Raw genomic sequence first — 16,741 nt, 5'->3', positions numbered from 1 at the left:
AGATAAGAAGAGCCAGAAACCCTTGGTATAAGAGGATTTCTAGCTCTCCTACAACTATTCCCACTCCACAGTAGCAGGTGGTTTGCTCGTAATATCGTACACGATCCGATTGACGTGTGCGACTTCGTTGACGATGCGGACGCTGATTTTTTGTAGGACTTCCCATGGGATGCGGGCAAAGTCAGCGGTCATGCCATCGATCGAAGTGACTGCACGGATGCCGACGGTATAATCGTAGGTCCGGCCATCACCCATGACACCGACAGAGCGGATGCCTGGTAAGACGGTGAAGTATTGCCAAATGTCGCGGTCTAAGCCGGCATTTGCGATTTCTTCCCGCAAGATTGCGTCCGAGTCGCGGACGATCGTTAGTTTTTCTTCTGTTAATTCGCCAAGGACACGAATGCCTAGACCTGGTCCAGGGAATGGTTGGCGCCATACGATGCTGTCTGGCATGCCAAGTTGAGTCCCTAATTCACGGACTTCGTCTTTGAACAAGGTGTTCAATGGTTCGATCAATTTGAATTGCATGTCTTCAGGTAAACCACCCACATTGTGGTGTGATTTGATGGTTTGAGCAGTTTCGGTTCCTGATTCGATGACGTCGGTATAAAGGGTTCCTTGGGCAAGGAAAGAAACGCCTTCTTCGCCAGCTAGTTTGGTTGCTTCATCATCGAAGACGTACACGAATTCATTTCCGATGATCTTGCGTTTTTCTTCAGGATCAGAAACCCCCGCAAGTTTTGATAGGAAACGTTCTTTGGCATCAACTTTGATGATGTTCAAGCCGAATTTGCCGCCTAGGCTTTCCATTACTTGCTCGGCTTCGCCTTTACGCAAGAGGCCGTGGTCAACAAAAATACAAGTCAGCTGATCGCCGATCGCTTTTTGTAAAAGAACACCAACGACAGAAGAATCGACCCCGCCTGAAAGACCAAGCAAGACTTTTTTGTCGCCCACTTGTTCGCGGATTTTTGCGATTTCCATATCGATGAAGTTGTCCATTGTCCAATCACCTGTACATTGACAAACGTCAATGGCAAAGTGACGCAATAAGTCGTTGCCGTATTCTGAATGGCGAACTTCTGCGTGGAATTGGATACCGTACATTTTGCGCTCGGCATCTTGGATAGAAGCGATCGGGCAATCTTTGCTCGTTGCCACGACATCAAAGCCTGCAGGTGCTTGAGTGACCAAGTCTCCGTGGCTCATCCACACGGTTTGGGTTGCGGGCGTGTTTTGGAAAAGGGCCGCTGCATCAGAAGTGACTTCCAATTCTGCTTTGCCGTATTCACGGTTTTTGGCAGGTTCAACTTTTCCGCCTAATTTATAAGTAATCAACTGCATGCCGTAACAGATCCCTAAAACTGGGATGCCTAACTCAAAAATTTTCTCGTCGATGCCGAAAGAGTTCTCGTCGTAGACGCTGTTTGGTCCGCCAGATAAGATGATCCCTTTTGGGTTCATCGCTTTTACTTCTTCAGCGGTAATGCGGTGGCTCAATAATTCTGAGAAAACACCGAACTCACGAATACGGCGTGTAATCAGCTGGTTGTACTGACTACCGTAATCAAGTACGATAATTTTTTCGACGTTTGGCAAAGTGTCAACGTTTGTCACAATAAATTACCTCAATTCTTTTAGTTTTTATTGAAAAAAGGCTGGGCCTTTTCAACAGCATAATCATAAAAATGAAGCGGTCAATACTTGCGCAAGAACACTTCATCGATCAAATGGTGCTTTGTTTTATGAAGAATTATATCGGCTCTGCTGCGTGTAGGCAAGATATACTCGTGTAAATTCTTTAAATTCACATTTTTCCATACTTCTTTTGCCATTTTAATCGCTTCCTTGCGATCCCCGATCGCATATTGGTAATAATAATTGCTGGGATCTTGAAACGCCGTGTCTAGTAATGATTCAAATCGTTCCAAATACCATTTTTCGATCAGTGCTGGTTGGGCATCCACGAAAATTGAAAAATCAAAAAAGTCACTGATATAGATTTGTTGGTTGGCAGGCAGTTGTAGGGTATTGATGCCTTCCACGATCAAGATATCTGGTTGACTGATCGTTTCATACGTATCAGGAATAATATTGTAGACTTCATGGGAGTAGACGGGGATCTGAATGTCTGGTTCTCCTGATTTGACCGCATTCAAAAAGTTGATCAAGGCTTCCATGTCATAACTTTCTGGAAATCCTTTGCGATTCAAGCTGCCGCGTTCTTCCAAGACTTCGTTCGGGTACAAAAAGCCGTCAGTGGTGATCAGTTGGACGGTTCTACGGGGAAACAAACGGGCCAACAAATTTTGGACGAGCCGTGCGGTGGTGCTTTTGCCGACGGCGACACTTCCAGCGATGCCGATGATAAAAGGCGGCATTTTGACGTAGCGGTGTAAAAAGAGTCCCTTGCTGAGGGTCAATGATTCAAACTCTTTCATATAAAGATGGATCAGATGGCACAAAGGCACGTAAACATCTTCCACATCTTGGACCGAGATCCGGTCGTTCAAACTTTTGATATTATCCAATTCTTCTTGAGTGAAAGGCATCATGCCGTTCGTATAAAACCCTTGCCATTGCTCACGAGGAATTTGATAAAAATTCATGGTTTCTTGCATAGTAGGCTCCTTTTTTGCGGCATCATCGGTTTCTGTTAGAAGCGACGGGCCACTGTTCGAAAGTATTTTACCATAGAAACTTGCGGAACTTGGAAAAAAGACATGATTTCCTTTGCAGAAACAACAAAAAACTGTTTTTTCGTTGTTTTTTTTGCTGGGCGTTTACTTCTGGCTGTTTTTCGGTATGATTAGAAAGAAGCAGCAGGCAAATCTTGCTGGGCTTTTTTACTAGTGTTTTCACTACGTACACTCGTTCGAATAGAAGAAACAAGGAAAAACTAGTAGAAACCAGTAGAAAAAACAAGCGAAGAGGAAATAGAAGAAAGGAGCATAACCATGAGTAATCATTACTATACAGAAAATCCTGATACGGCCCATGATTTTGAGCAGTGGTCGTTTGAATTAAGAGGAAAGAAGTTTCATTTTGTGACAGATAGCGGGGTGTTTTCCCGTGACACGGTGGACTATGGCTCGCGGGTGCTGATCGATGCGTTTGAGTGGGGGGAGCTGCCAGAAGGAAGTCTGCTGGACGTTGGGTGCGGCTATGGACCTGTTGGCTTAGCGTTGGCTTATGCGAGTCAACGACCTGTAGAGATGATCGATATCAATCAGCGGGCAGTGGATTTGGCAAAAGGCAATGCCCAGCGTAACGGCATTGAACAGGTAGATATCCATCAATCCAATATCTATGCCCAATTAAATCAACCTGCTTATGCGGCGATCCTCAGCAATCCGCCGATTCGGGCAGGAAAAGAAGTCGTTCATGAGATTTTGACGGGGGCGTTTCCTTTGCTTAAAGTAGGCGGGACTTTAACGATCGTGATCCAAAAGAAACAAGGGGCGCCGAGTGCTCAAAAGAAAATGCAAGAGACCTTTGGCAATGCCGAAATCATCAAAAAAGACAAAGGCTATTACATCATTCAAAGCGTAAAAGAAGCGTAGCTGCTCTTTGATTCTCAACAGATCAAAGGCATCGCCAAGACAAGCACTGGTTAGCGGCAACTGGGCAGTTAGTTTCTCAAAAAGCCTGTTGTCATCAGCCTTTGGAGCAATCGCAGCTCCGCTAAAAGAGCTGTCTGTATCATCGGGCCATTTTTGATCAACGAAAAAGAAAGTCGCACACTTGTTGAAAGTGTGCTATTTTTTTTGAGAAAAATTTGCTACACTTTAGGCAAGAGAGGAGAGAAGCAGATGAAATTGACGATTAAACAGATTGCTGAAATGGCTGGCGTCTCTGTCACGACCGTGTCGCAGATCCTAAACAATAAAGGCAGCCGTTTTAGTGAAGAAACCCGAAAGCGGGTCTTAGATATCGTAAATAAATATCACTATAAGCCGGATTTTTTTGCTTCGAATCTTATCAACCGCCATTCAAAAACGATCGGAATGATCGTGCCTGATGTGACGGATTTCTTTTTCTCTAAAGTCATTGAAGGGGCGGAAAGCTATTTCAATCCACTAGGTTACATGCTAGTGTTATGCAATTCGCGCCACAGCCAAGAAAAAGAGGTTCAATATTTGAATGAACTGTCTCATCGTTCGGTAGATGGCATCTTATTAGCGACGCCGCATTTGCTGCCAGAGGATTATTCCTTGAAGAGCGGGTTCTTTGATGACCGACCAATTATTTTAGTCGATCGTGGGATCAATCAGCGGGACAATGGTCGTTTGATCGTGAAAGAATACGAAGGCGCCTACCAAGCCGTCAGCTATTTGATCAAAAATGGTCACCGCAACATTGCGATGCTCAAAGAAATCACCGGCTACTATCAATTAGAGGAACGGTTCAATGGCTATCGCCATGCCTTAAAGGATCATCAGATCCCTTTTAAAGGCCGATATGTAGAAAATGCTGAATTAACGGTTACCGGCGGGTACGAAGCAACGAAGGAATTATTGAAGTATAAAGAGATCACAGCGTTCTTCTGTGGCAACGATGCCATGGCGATCGGCTGTTATCAAGCGATTTATGAGGCGGGCAAAAAAGTACCAGAAGACTACTCGGTGATCGGCTTTGATGCCTTGAAATTATCGGAATACATCACACCACCGCTTACCACGGTCATGCAGCCGACTTTTGAGATCGGGTTTACCGCAGCGAAGTTTTTAGTGGACGCCATTGAGTTTCCGACACGGCGAATTCCAAATAAAATTTTTGATACAAAATTAATTATTCGTGAGAGCGTGAAGACATTGACAAGCGAGAAATAATGCGGTATATTTCTTCTTGTAAGTGTTTTCATAGTTTTGCGATATTTAGTAAACTGTTTTACTAAAGTGGTTTACCCTACGAAAAATTATTGTATAATGTTAAAGGAAGCGAGGGTCATTTCGATGCGAATGGTGGATTTAATTGAAAAGAAACGTGACGGCAAGTCATTGACGAAGGAAGAAATTGACTACATTGTAACTGCGTATACTGAAGGAAGTATTCCAGATTATCAAATGAGTGCCTTGTTGATGGCTATTTTTTATGTAGATATGACAGATGAAGAGATCACGAACTTAACGCTAGCAATGGCAAATTCTGGTGAAGTGATCGACCTATCCTCAATTGAAGGAATCAAAGTCGATAAGCATTCGACGGGCGGTGTTGGTGATACGACCACATTGATCTTAGCGCCATTAGTGGCTAGTGTTGGCGTACCAGTTGCGAAAATGTCTGGGCGCGGCTTAGGCTATACTGGTGGGACCTTAGACAAGCTTGAAGCGATCCCTGGATTTAAAATCGAGCTTTCTGAAGCCGACTTTATCCGATTAGTCAACGAAAGCAAAGTGGCCGTGATCGGTCAATCAGGAGATTTAGCTCCTGCAGACAAAAAACTGTATGCCTTACGAGATGTGACGGCAACGGTTAGTTCGATCCCATTGATCGCCAGCTCGATCATGAGTAAAAAAATCGCGGCAGGTGCCGATGCGATCGTGTTAGATGTAACCACAGGCGATGGCGCCTTTATGAAAAACTTGGAGGATGCCAAACGCTTAGCCCAAACGATGGTCCGCATCGGAAAATTGGCAAATCGCCAAACGATGGCAGTCATTTCTGATATGTCACAGCCTTTAGGGGAAGCGATCGGCAACAGTTTGGAAGTGGTGGAAGCCATTGAGACACTGCAAGGAAAAGGACCGAAAGACTTGGAAGAAATGTGCTATGCACTGGGCAGCCAAATGGTCGTTTTAGCGAAAAAAGCTGATTCATTGGAAGAAGCACGCCAACTGTTGGAAGAAGCCCTGCATTCAGGCAAAGCGTTAGAAAAATTCAGACAGATGATCACAGACCAAGGCGGAGACGCTACAGTGATCGATGACCCGAGCAAGATTTTGACAGCGAAATATGAAGTGGAAGTCCCAGCGAAAACGAGCGGCGTGGTGACGAAATTAGTTGCCAATGAGCTAGGGATCGCGGCGATGATGTTAGGGGCAGGTCGTAAGACCAAAGACGAAGACATCGACCATGCAGTGGGCATCAAATTGCATAAGAAAGTTGGCGAATCCGTAAGCAAAGGGGAATCGCTATTGACGATCTATAGCAATACCGAAGCAATCGAGGATGTCAAAGCATTGATCGACCAAAATATTGAAATTGGGGAAGATGGCGCAGAACCGCCATTGATCCATGACATTATTACAGAATAAGGAGCGAATAAAAATGGAATTGAATCGCATGATCGACCACACGATTTTGAAAGCAGACGCAACGGAGGAAGATGTTTTACGAATCATCGAAGAGGCAAAAACCTATCACTTCTATTCTGTCTGCATCAATCCAACGTGGGTTTCATTAGCAGCAGAAAAATTACAAGGTGAACCAACGGCTGTTTGTACCGTGATCGGCTTTCCTTTAGGGGCAAACACATCTGAGGTCAAAGCTTATGAAACAACAGATGCGATCGAAAACGGCGCAGATGAAGTCGATATGGTGATCAACGTAGGTGCCTTGAAGTCAAAACAATACAAAAAAGTTCAAGCAGACATCGAAGCAGTCGTTGAAGCGGCCAAAGACAAAGCGCTTGTCAAAGTAATCATTGAAACAGCGTTATTAGACAACGAAGAAATCGTCAAAGCCTGTGAATTAGCCAAAGCAGCCGGTGCAGATTTCGTGAAAACCTCAACTGGCTTTTCAACTGGTGGGGCAGTCGTTGAAGATGTTCGCTTGATGCGTGAAACAGTAGGACCAGAAATGGGTGTCAAAGCTTCCGGTGGTATCCACAACGAAGCAGAAGCTGCAGCTATGGTCGAAGCGGGCGCAAACCGCTTAGGAACAAGCGCAAGTGTTGCTATCGTGACTGGCTCAACAGGTGCTGGCTACTAGGCCTAGCATCAAGTAGCAAAAAATAAAAATAAGAGCGGGGAAGACAATGACAATAGCGAAAAAAGAGTGGATCGACACCGCCGTTTCCGCCTTAGATAAAGCGTATGTGCCGTACTCTAAGTTTCCGGTCGGTGCTTGTCTCGTTGCCAAAAATGGTACGATATATCAAGGGATCAACATTGAAAATGCCTCATATGGCTTAACAAATTGCGCAGAACGAACCGCTTTTTTCAAAGCCGTTTCTGAAGGCGAAAAAGAGTTTCAACATTTGGTTGTGGCGGGTCATACGCCAGAACCGATCTCTCCTTGCGGTGCTTGCCGCCAGGTCATGGTGGAATTTTGTGCGCCAGATATGCCGGTGACCTTAGTCGGCGATGATGGTGTCATCAAAGAAACCACGGTAGAAGGCCTATTGCCTTATTACTTCACGAACAAAGATTTATAAACCATGTTCATTCAGTCGATGCGGCTGTTGAAAAAAACTATATTTTTAGGGGGCTTTACAGCAATGAAAAAAGCAAAATTATTTAGTTTAGGTATTGTTGCAGTAGCTGGGTTGACTTTACTTGGTGCTTGTGGCGGAGGAAATTCAGGTTCAACTGATTCAACTGGCGGCGGTTCTGCAGACGGTACGACTGATGCAGCGCATAGTGTCGCAATCGTTACCGATATCGGTGGGGTGGATGACCGTTCATTCAACCAATCCGCGTGGGAAGGCTTAGAAGCATGGGGTGAGGAACACGGGATCGCTCGCGGTGCTGGTGGTTATGACTACGTGCAATCAAATGAAGCTTCAGAATACACAACCAACGTAAATGGTGCCGTTCAAAATGGTTTCAAAACAGTTTTCGGTGTAGGTTACTTATTGAAAGATTCAATCGCAGCAGCAGCTGACCAAAACCCTGATACACAATTCGGGATCATCGATGATGTGATCGAAGGCAAAGACAACGTTGTTTCAGCAACGTTTAAAGATAACGAAGCAGCTTACTTAGCTGGTTTTGCCGCAGCGTATACAACCAAAACAAACAAAGTCGGCTTCATCGGTGGTGAAGAAGGCGTCGTTATCGACCGTTTCGAAGCTGGTTTCATGAAGGGCGTTCAAGACGCAGCTGAAAAATTAGGCAAAGAAATCACGGTTGATCCTCAATATGCAGCATCATTTGGTGATCCTGCTAAAGGGAAAGCATTGGCAGCTTCAATGTACCAAAGTGGCGTTGACGTAATCTTCCACGCATCTGGTGGTACTGGTGCAGGTGTCTTCCAAGAAGCAAAAGCAATCAATGAACAATTGAACGAAGCAGACCTAGAAGACAAAAAAGTTTGGGTCATCGGTGTAGATAGCGATCAACAAGACGAAGGAAAATACACAACTGCTGATGGCAAAGAAGATAACTTCACATTGGCTTCAACATTGAAAGGTGTTGGCGCAGCGGTACAAGATATCTCAACTCGTGCGTTAGAAGACAACTTCCCTGGCGGCGAACACATTGTTTACGGCTTGAAAGATGGCGGTGTAGACATTACTGAAGGGTTCCTTTCAGATGATGCCAAAGCAGCGATCGAAACAGCGAAACAAGACGTGATCGACGGCAAAGTAGAAGTACCAGAAACACCTGAAAAATAAAGTTGTTCTTTTCGGTTATCTTGCCCTAGTTTAGGGCAAGATGATCGTCATTGGATTACTATGTTGATGAAAGCTACGGGTTTTCATGAGGATAGTAATCATCCTAAGCAATAGCAATTATTTTTTTGACATGACGAATGGTTTGTATAAGCGAATTAGAAAGTAAGGATGTGAGTAATTTGGCTGAGGAAAAATATGTTGTAGAAATGCGTCATATCACCAAAGAGTTTGGAACGTTCAAAGCCAATGACGATGTCAACTTGCAAGTAAGGCCAGGAGAAATCCACGCATTGCTTGGTGAAAATGGAGCGGGCAAGTCGACCTTGATGAATATGCTGTCAGGATTATTGGAACCAACATCTGGTGAAATCTGGATGAATGGTGAAAAAGTGAATATCACGAGTCCGACCGCAGCAAACAAATTGGGGATCGGGATGGTGCATCAGCATTTCATGCTGGTAGACGCCTTTACTGTAACAGAAAATATCATTTTGGGGAGCGAACCCCATCATCTCGGTGTGTTAGATCGCAAGAAAGCCCGCAAAGAAATCAAAAAAGTTTCTGAACAATATGGTTTATCGGTTGATCCAGATGCCTATGTGCGTGACATCTCTGTTGGGATGGAACAACGGGTAGAGATCTTGAAGACTCTTTACCGCGGCGCAGATGTACTGATTTTTGATGAACCAACGGCAGTTTTGACACCGCAAGAAATCGAAGAGCTGATCGAAATCATGCGCGGATTGGTGCGTGAAGGCAAATCGATCATCTTGATCACCCACAAACTGGATGAGATCAAAGCGGTGGCAGACCGTTGTACAGTTATCCGTCGGGGACAAGGGATCGGCACTGTCAATGTCAAAGACGTCAGCTCGCAACAGTTGGCCGATATGATGGTTGGTCGTTCTGTGTCCTTCAAGACACCGAAGAAAGAAGCGTCACCAAAAGAAGTCGTGCTTTCTGTTGAAAACTTAGTCGTAAAAGAAAACCGTGGCTTAGAAGCAGTCAAAAACTTAAGCTTAGAAGTACGTGCAGGTGAAGTATTGGGGATTGCTGGGATCGATGGCAATGGGCAATCAGAGCTGTTACAAGCCATCACTGGTTTACGGAAAGTCGAAAACGGCAAGGTCTTGCTGAATGGTGATGACATAACCAACTTCAAGCCTCGGAAAGTCACCGAAGCCGGCGTTGGTCATGTGCCAGAAGACCGCCACAAATACGGACTTGTCTTGGATATGATGTTATCAGAAAACATCGCCTTGCAAACCTACTACAAAAAACCTTTGAGTAATGCAGGTGTCTTGGATTACGGAGAGATCAACGAGTTTGCTCGTGATTTGATTCAAGAATTTGACGTACGAACAGTCAACGAGATCGTACCAGCACGGGCATTGTCCGGCGGGAATCAACAAAAAGCGATCATCGCACGAGAAATCAGCCGCGATCCTGATCTATTGATCGTTGCCAATCCGACCCGTGGGTTGGATGTTGGAGCGATCGAATTTATCCACAAACGCTTGATTGAGCAGCGGGATAAGTTCAAAGCGGTATTGTTAGTCAGCTTTGAATTAGATGAAATTTTGAATGTATCAGACCGCATTGCTGTTATTCATGCTGGTGAGATCGTTGGGGTCGTTGATCCGAAAGAAACATCAGAGAAAGAGCTTGGCTTGTTGATGGCAGGGTACTCCTTGGAGGAAGCAAGACGAGAGCTGCAAATGGAGGAAGTAGGTGGTTCGGTTGAATAACCGCAAAGAAAAGATCCGCAATATATTAGTGCCGATCATCGCTGTCTTGTTGGGATTCGTCCTTGGCGGGATCATCATGGCGGCCTTCGGCTACAGCCCAATCACAGGGTATACACAAATGTTTCGGACCGTTTTTATCAACGGACAAACTGGTGGGTTAAATGCCCGCAACATTGGTGAGATTTTTGTTACAGCAGGACCATTGATCTTTACTGCTCTGGGGTTTGCCGTTGCAAACTCAGCGGGATTCTTCAATATCGGTCTTTCTGGTCAAGCGCTAGCAGGTTGGGTTGCCAGTATCTGGGTCGCACTAGCGATGCCAGATGCGCCTCGGTTGGTGGTCTTGCCATTAGCCGTGATCGTAGGGGCTTTATGCGGGGCGATCGCAGCTGCGATTCCTGGTTTCCTACGGGCATTCTTTGGAACAAGTGAAGTCATCGTGACGATCATGATGAACTATATCTTGCTTTATACGGGGAACCATTTAGTCAATAATGTGATGAGCGAATCCATGATCACGACAAAAGGGGTCACAAAAATGGTGGGGGAAAATGCCTCCATGCAGACGCCGTTTCTAGCAAGCATCACGAGCAACTCTCGCTTGAACTTAGGGATCTTCTTAGCCTTGATCTTCTTAGTTTTGGTTTGGTTCTTGATGAAAAAAACCACTCTTGGTTATGAAATCCGCGCGGTGGGATTGAACCCAAGCGCTTCTGAATATGCGGGGATGAGCAGCAAACGGACGATCATTATCTCCATGATCATCTCTGGAACGCTTGCTGGATTAGGTGGAGTCGTTCAAGGACTAGGAACGTTTGAAAACTTCTTCGTTCAAGGGTCATCATTGAGCATCGGGTTTGACGGTATGGCTGTATCCTTGTTAGGAAGCGGCTCATCGATCGGAATCTTGCTTTCAGCCCTCTTGTTCAGTATTTTGAAATTAGGTGGACAAGGCATGCAGTTTGCAGGTATTCCATCTGAATTAGTCGATGTCAATATCGCAATTATTATTTTCTTCGTAGCGATCAGCTTTGTGATTCGTTTCTTGTTGGCAAAAATCTTTGACGGCAAAAAAGAAGCGCTGGTCGTACAGGAGATTGAAGCCCAACCAAACGATCAAGATCAGGAAGGAGGAACCATCTAATGGATATTAGTTTAATTTCTTCGATCGTCACTCAAACATTGATTTATGCGTCTCCTCTGATTTTGACGGCGCTAGGTGGCGTGTTCTCAGAGCGCAGCGGGATCGTTAACGTGGGTCTTGAAGGAATCATGGTTATGGGTGCTTTTAGCTCGATTGTTTTCAATATTGAATTTGCGTCACAATTTGGTGCGTGGACACCGTGGTTAGGGATGCTCGTCGGCGGACTTGTCGGTGTGGTTTTCTCCTTGCTGCATGCGGTGGCAACCATCAACTTCCGTGCCGACCATATCATCAGTGGTACGGTGATGAACTTGATGGCACCAGCTTTGGCCGTGTTCTTAGTCAAAGCGATCTACAACAAAGGGCAAACGGATAACATCCAACGGACATTGGGGTATTTCAATTTCCCGATTCTTAAAGATATTCCTATCATTGGCCCGATTTTCTTTAATCAAACATTCTTACCGGCGTACTTCGCTATTTTGATCTCAGTGATCGCGTGGTTCGTGATTTTCAAAACACGCTTTGGGTTGCGTCTTCGTTCTGTCGGTGAGCATCCACAAGCAGCGGATACCTTAGGGATCAATGTTTACGTGATGCGTTACTCAGGTGTCTTGATCTCTGGTTTCCTTGGCGGGATGGGCGGTGCCTTGTTTGCTCAATCGATCGCGGGTCGCTTTGCCGTGACAACGATCGCCGGTCAAGGGTTTATCTCGATGGCTGCGATGATCTTTGGTAAATGGAATCCACTTGGTGCGATGGGAGCTGCGATTTTCTTCGGTTTTGCGCAAAACATCAGTATCGTAGGTGGCCAACTGCCAATCATCTCTTCCATTCCAGCGGTTTACTTACAAGCTGCGCCTTATGCCTTGACGATCATCGTGCTCGTTCTTTTCCTTGGAAAAGCCGCTGGTCCGAAAGCTAACGGGAAGAACTACATTAAATCTAAATAATTTTTTCAGTATGAAAGGGTGGGGCTATGGGACATGAATGTGTTGCTGTGTCCTGCCCTTTTTCTATCCTCTGGGTGAAAGGAACGCATCCGGAAATTTCCAAAGCAACCCAGCGCAATTTTTGCTTAAGTTTAGTATGATAGAGGTAGTAGATCCGCTTGTAAAAGCATAAAATAAAGAAAGTAGGGAATAGAATGTTTAAACGTGTACACTTGATCGTGATGGATTCAGTCGGAATTGGTGAAGCACCTGATGCGGCAGCTTTTGGTGATGTCGGTTCAGATACGTTAGGCCATATTGCAAAAGAAGCAGGCTTGACGATCCCTCACTTGGAACAATTAGGCCTAGGGACGATTCGTCCTTTAGAAGGCGTGAAGGCGGTAGCTGACCATGATGGGTATGCAACCAAATTGGAAGAAGTTTCCGTTGGGAAAGATACGATGACGGGGCACTGGGAGATCATGGGCTTGAATATCCAAAAACCTTTCCGCGTATTTCCCGATGGGTTTCCCGATGAATTGTTGCAACAGATCGAAGCGTTCTCTGGACGTAAAATCGTCTGCAATGCGCCGTACTCAGGGACAGCAGTCATTGATGACTTCGGCGAACATCAAATGAAGACAGGCGATCTGATCGTTTACACCTCGGCTGACCCAGTGTTGCAGATCGCTGCGCATGAGGAAATCATTCCACTAGAAGAATTGTATCGTATTTGCCAGTACGTTCGGGATATCACGAAAGATGAGCCATATATGATCGGCCGCATCATCGCGCGTCCGTATGTCGGTGAGCCTGGAAACTTTACTCGTACGAGCAATCGTCATGACTACGCACTGGATCCATTTGGCCATACAGTATTAGATTCCTTGAAAGAAGCTGGAAAAGACGTGATCGCCGTTGGGAAGATCAATGATATCTTCAACGGACAAGGAATCACCGATTCTGTACGGACGAAGAGCAATATGGACGGTGTGGATCAATTACTGAAGGTGATGAAACAAGACTTTACGGGTCTAAGCTTTACGAACTTGGTCGACTTCGATGCGCTTTATGGTCACCGTCGCGATGTCCTAGGGTATGCCCATGCCATTGAAGATTTTGATTTGCGTATTCCAGAACTTTTAGAAGCAATGGGAGACGAGGATCTGTTGTTGATCACAGCTGACCACGGCAATGACCCAACCTTTACGGGAACGGATCACACGAGAGAATATGTGCCATTATTAGCGTACAGCAAGAAATTCCAAGGCCAAGGCAAATTGCCACAAGGCTACTATGCGGATATTTCTGCAACGATCGCTGAAAACTTTGGTGTTTCAGCTACAGAAAACGGAACAAGCTTTTTACAACATTTAAACTAGAGGTGATGAAATGACAACGTTACATGAGAAATTACAAGAAACAACGGCATTTATCCAAGAAAGCGGCGTCGGTGAAGTGGAATTTGGGTTGATTTTAGGATCTGGCTTAGGTGAATTAGCCGATGAGATCGAAAACCCAATCGTGTTGCCTTACAACGATATCCCGCATTTTCCTGTTTCGACAGTGGTCGGTCATGCAGGACAATTGGTCTATGGAACATTAGCTGGGAAAAAAGTCTTAGCGATGCAAGGACGATTCCATTATTATGAAGGCCATTCGATGCAGACGGTCACTTACCCCGTCCGTGTGATGGCGGCATTGAAAGCTCACTCTTTAGTCGTGACCAATGCCTGTGGCGGCGTAAACGAAAGCTTCCAGCCGGGAGACTTGATGTTGATCACCGATCAAATCAACTTTATGGGAGACAACCCACTGATTGGTGAAAACGAAGAAGAAATGGGTCCACGTTTCCCAGATATGAGCCAAGCCTACCATTTGCCTTATCGGGAAGCGGCACAAAAAGTTGGTGCATCAAAAGGATTGCACTTAAAAGAAGGCGTCTATATGGGCTTCTCAGGTCCTACGTATGAAACGCCAGCAGAGATCCGCTTTGCTCGGACGATCGGCGCCGATGCTGTCGGTATGTCGACTGTCCCGGAAGTGATCGTTGCTGTTCACAGTGGCTTGAAAGTCTTAGGTGTTTCTTGTATCACAAACTTGGCTGCTGGTATGCAAGCGAGCTTGAATCATGAAGAAGTCGTGGAAACGACGGAACGGGTCAAGGCAGAATTTAAAGCGTTGATCAAAGAAACGTTAGCAGTACTATAAAAAGCAGACCAAAGGAGAAAAACGAATGAGCGTTCATATCGAAGCAAAAGCAGGCGAGATCGCAGACAAAATCTTGTTACCAGGTGATCCACTGCGGGCAAAATATATTGCTGAAACATTTTTAGAAGACCCGATCTGTTACAACAACGTTCGGGGGATGTTGGGCTATACAGGCGTTTATAAGGGCGAGCGGGTCTCTGTCCAAGGAACTGGCATGGGCATGCCTTCAGCGAGTATCTATGCCCATGAATTGATCAACTCTTACGGCGTGAAGAAATTGATTCGGGTCGGTACGTGTGGTGCCATCTCAAAAGATGTCCACGTGCGTGATCTTGTGATTGCCCAAGCGGCAGCAACAAGTTCATCGATGGTGGCAAAAAACTTCCAAAGTTTCCATTTCCCACCAATCGCTGACTTTGCACTGTTGCGTAAAGCCTATGATACAGCGATTGAATCAGGATTTACGACTCACGTCGGTAACATCTTATCTGAAGATACCTTCTACAAAGATGACATGACGGAAACGTTACAGTTGGCAGACCTTGGGGTGATGGGTGTTGAGATGGAAGCCGCAGCCTTATACTATTTAGGGGCGAAATTCCACGTTCAAACCTTAGCGATCTGTACCGTCAGCGACCACATCATCACTGGAGAAGAAACAACGCCAGAAGAAAGACAAACGACATTTAACGATATGATCAAAGTTGGCTTAGAAACAGCGATCGCGTAAAAAAGATACCGCAGGATCGGTGCATGAACGATGCGAAGGCTGCTTGCTTTTGATAGAGCAAGCAGCCAAATCGTATTGGTTTGCATGCAACCGAGAATGTGTTATCTTTTTTTGTTGGCAAAAAGCCACGAAGAAGCGTTGCACTTTTGCCAGAAAATGGTTTAATGAAAAGAAAAGGTGTAAAAAGGAGACGAGACAATGAATAATTTTACGTTTCATGTAACGACGGACATTCGTTTTGGGAAAGACCGTCTGAACGAGCTGCCAGAAGTACTGAATACATTTGGAAAAAACGTCTTGCTAGTCTATGGTGGCGGCAGTATCAAGAAAAACGGTTTGTACGATGCAGTCATGGCGCAATTGACTGCCAACGGCAATCAAGTCACTGAATTGACTGGTGTCGATCCAAATCCACGAATCGAAACCGTTCGTCAAGGAGCCGCTCTTTGTCGTTCAGAAACGATCGACGTCATTTTAGCTGTTGGCGGCGGTTCTGTAATTGATTGCAGCAAAGTGATCGCCGGGGCGGCTTGCAGTGAGCAAGAGCCTTGGGACTTAGTCCTTTCCAGAAGCTATCAAGGACCAGCGATTCCATTAGTAACGATCTTGACCCTTGCGGCTACCGGCAGTGAAATGAATCGCGGCGCGGTGATCTCTAATCTAGAAACGAAACAAAAACTTGGTGTTCACGGACCCGAATTTTTACCGAAAGTATCCTTTTTAGATCCAACAACGACCTTTAGTGTCAGTCGCTATCAAACGGCTGCCGGTTCAGCGGATATCATGAGCCATCTGATTGAAAATTATTTCAGTAAAACAGAAGGAACAGATGTCCAAGACGGTGTAGCAGAAGGATTGCTAAAAGCAGTCATTAAAAATCTGCCCATCGCATTAAATGACCCCACAGACTATGATGCACGGGCGAATTTGATGTGGGCGAGCACCTTAGCCTTAAATGGTTTGACTGGAAGCGGCAAGGGTGGTGCTTGGTCTTGTCATGCGATGGAGCATGAGTTGAGTGCGTTTTATGACATTACCCATGGCATCGGCTTAGCGATTTTGACCCCACGCTGGATGCTTCATGTATTGAATGAAGAAACGGCGCCGAAATTTGCGCGGTTTGCTAGAGAAGTCTTTGGTGTCCAAGAAGCAGTGCCAGAATTAGCTGCCCGAATGGGGATTCAAAAACTGTATGACTTTTTTGCTTCTTGCGATATTCCGATGACTTTGCCAGAAGTAGGGATCGCCGATGACACCCATTTTGCTGAAATGGCGGCTCAAGCAGTTCAATTCAGCTCTATTGCAACAAATGCGTATGTACCGCTGCAAGAAGAAGACGTGATTGCAATCTACCAAGATTCCTTGACTCCTTCAACCTATCTTTAATCATAAAAAAGACCGTTCCTGCGACTT

At 45.4% G+C, this 16,741-nt stretch carries 15 protein-coding genes; 13 read left to right on the top strand and 2 right to left on the bottom strand.

Annotated elements, in window-relative coordinates; genetic code table 11:
- Positions 1-54 precede the first annotated feature (54 nt).
- Both guaA and coaA read right to left on the bottom strand, forming a co-directional pair.
- Positions 55-1,620, bottom strand: a complete 1,566-nt coding sequence (guaA, locus tag IGJ05_RS10025) for a glutamine-hydrolyzing GMP synthase (protein WP_008376418.1) — start codon at positions 1,618-1,620, stop codon at positions 55-57.
- 80 nt (positions 1,621-1,700) lie between these two features.
- On the bottom strand, positions 1,701-2,624 hold the full coding sequence (gene coaA / locus IGJ05_RS10020) for a type I pantothenate kinase (RefSeq protein WP_005226828.1): 924 nt from the start codon (positions 2,622-2,624) through the stop codon (positions 1,701-1,703).
- Between the two features lie 336 nt (positions 2,625-2,960).
- Here coaA and IGJ05_RS10015 point away from each other — a divergent pair, with 336 nt between their 5' ends.
- The 13 genes from IGJ05_RS10015 (at position 2,961) to IGJ05_RS09955 (ending at position 16,714) form a co-directional block, all read left to right on the top strand.
- Positions 2,961-3,566 carry a class I SAM-dependent methyltransferase gene (locus IGJ05_RS10015; RefSeq protein ID WP_167822275.1) on the top strand — a complete coding sequence of 202 codons (606 nt, stop codon included), beginning with the start codon at positions 2,961-2,963 and terminating at the stop codon, positions 3,564-3,566.
- A gap of 249 nt (positions 3,567-3,815) precedes the next feature.
- Positions 3,816-4,835 carry a LacI family DNA-binding transcriptional regulator gene (locus IGJ05_RS10010; RefSeq protein WP_005226832.1) on the top strand — a complete coding sequence of 340 codons (1,020 nt, stop codon included), beginning with the start codon at positions 3,816-3,818 and terminating at the stop codon, positions 4,833-4,835.
- A 123-nt stretch (positions 4,836-4,958) separates the two neighbouring features.
- On the top strand, positions 4,959-6,260 hold the full coding sequence (locus IGJ05_RS10005) for a pyrimidine-nucleoside phosphorylase (protein WP_005226834.1): 1,302 nt from the start codon (positions 4,959-4,961) through the stop codon (positions 6,258-6,260).
- A gap of 13 nt (positions 6,261-6,273) precedes the next feature.
- Positions 6,274-6,936 (top strand): deoxyribose-phosphate aldolase, encoded by a 663-nt coding sequence (deoC, locus tag IGJ05_RS10000; RefSeq protein WP_266166209.1) that lies wholly within the window; start codon positions 6,274-6,276, stop codon positions 6,934-6,936.
- A 46-nt stretch (positions 6,937-6,982) separates the two neighbouring features.
- Entirely contained in the window at positions 6,983-7,381 is a 399-nt protein-coding gene (locus IGJ05_RS09995; RefSeq protein WP_005226837.1) for a cytidine deaminase, read from the top strand.
- A gap of 63 nt (positions 7,382-7,444) precedes the next feature.
- On the top strand, positions 7,445-8,563 hold the full coding sequence (locus tag IGJ05_RS09990) for a BMP family lipoprotein (protein ID WP_015508805.1): 1,119 nt from the start codon (positions 7,445-7,447) through the stop codon (positions 8,561-8,563).
- A 206-nt stretch (positions 8,564-8,769) separates the two neighbouring features.
- Positions 8,770-10,311: an ABC transporter ATP-binding protein gene (locus IGJ05_RS09985; protein WP_404851321.1), complete on the top strand. Its 1,542-nt coding sequence runs from the start codon at positions 8,770-8,772 to the stop codon at positions 10,309-10,311.
- Positions 10,304-11,455 carry an ABC transporter permease gene (locus tag IGJ05_RS09980; RefSeq protein ID WP_005226844.1) on the top strand — a complete coding sequence of 384 codons (1,152 nt, stop codon included), beginning with the start codon at positions 10,304-10,306 and terminating at the stop codon, positions 11,453-11,455. The genes IGJ05_RS09985 and IGJ05_RS09980 overlap by 8 nt, the downstream gene beginning before the upstream one ends.
- Complete coding sequence (locus IGJ05_RS09975) at positions 11,455-12,408, top strand: ABC transporter permease (RefSeq protein WP_005232556.1); 954 nt, start codon at positions 11,455-11,457, stop codon at positions 12,406-12,408. The genes IGJ05_RS09980 and IGJ05_RS09975 overlap by 1 nt, the downstream gene beginning before the upstream one ends.
- 194 nt (positions 12,409-12,602) lie before the next feature.
- Positions 12,603-13,769, top strand: a complete 1,167-nt coding sequence (gene deoB / locus IGJ05_RS09970) for a phosphopentomutase (protein WP_266166207.1) — start codon at positions 12,603-12,605, stop codon at positions 13,767-13,769.
- A gap of 10 nt (positions 13,770-13,779) precedes the next feature.
- A complete protein-coding gene (locus tag IGJ05_RS09965; protein WP_005226849.1) occupies positions 13,780-14,598 on the top strand; it encodes a purine-nucleoside phosphorylase in 819 nt (272 codons plus the stop codon).
- 25 nt (positions 14,599-14,623) lie between these two features.
- Positions 14,624-15,328, top strand: coding sequence for a purine-nucleoside phosphorylase (gene deoD / locus IGJ05_RS09960; RefSeq protein ID WP_005226852.1), 705 nt, complete (start codon positions 14,624-14,626; stop codon positions 15,326-15,328).
- Positions 15,329-15,526: 198 nt separating this feature from the next.
- The gene (locus tag IGJ05_RS09955) at positions 15,527-16,714 is read left to right on the top strand and encodes an iron-containing alcohol dehydrogenase (protein WP_015508808.1); all 1,188 of its coding nucleotides are present in this window, start codon (positions 15,527-15,529) and stop codon (positions 16,712-16,714) included.
- The last annotated feature ends 27 nt before the right edge of the window (positions 16,715-16,741 follow it).

Source organism: Enterococcus sp. AZ167 (assembly GCF_051714025.1).
GTDB classification, from domain to species: domain Bacteria; phylum Bacillota; class Bacilli; order Lactobacillales; family Enterococcaceae; genus Enterococcus_D; species Enterococcus_D casseliflavus.
Note: the sequence above shows the minus strand (reverse complement) of the source record. Positions and strands in the feature narration are given on the sequence as shown.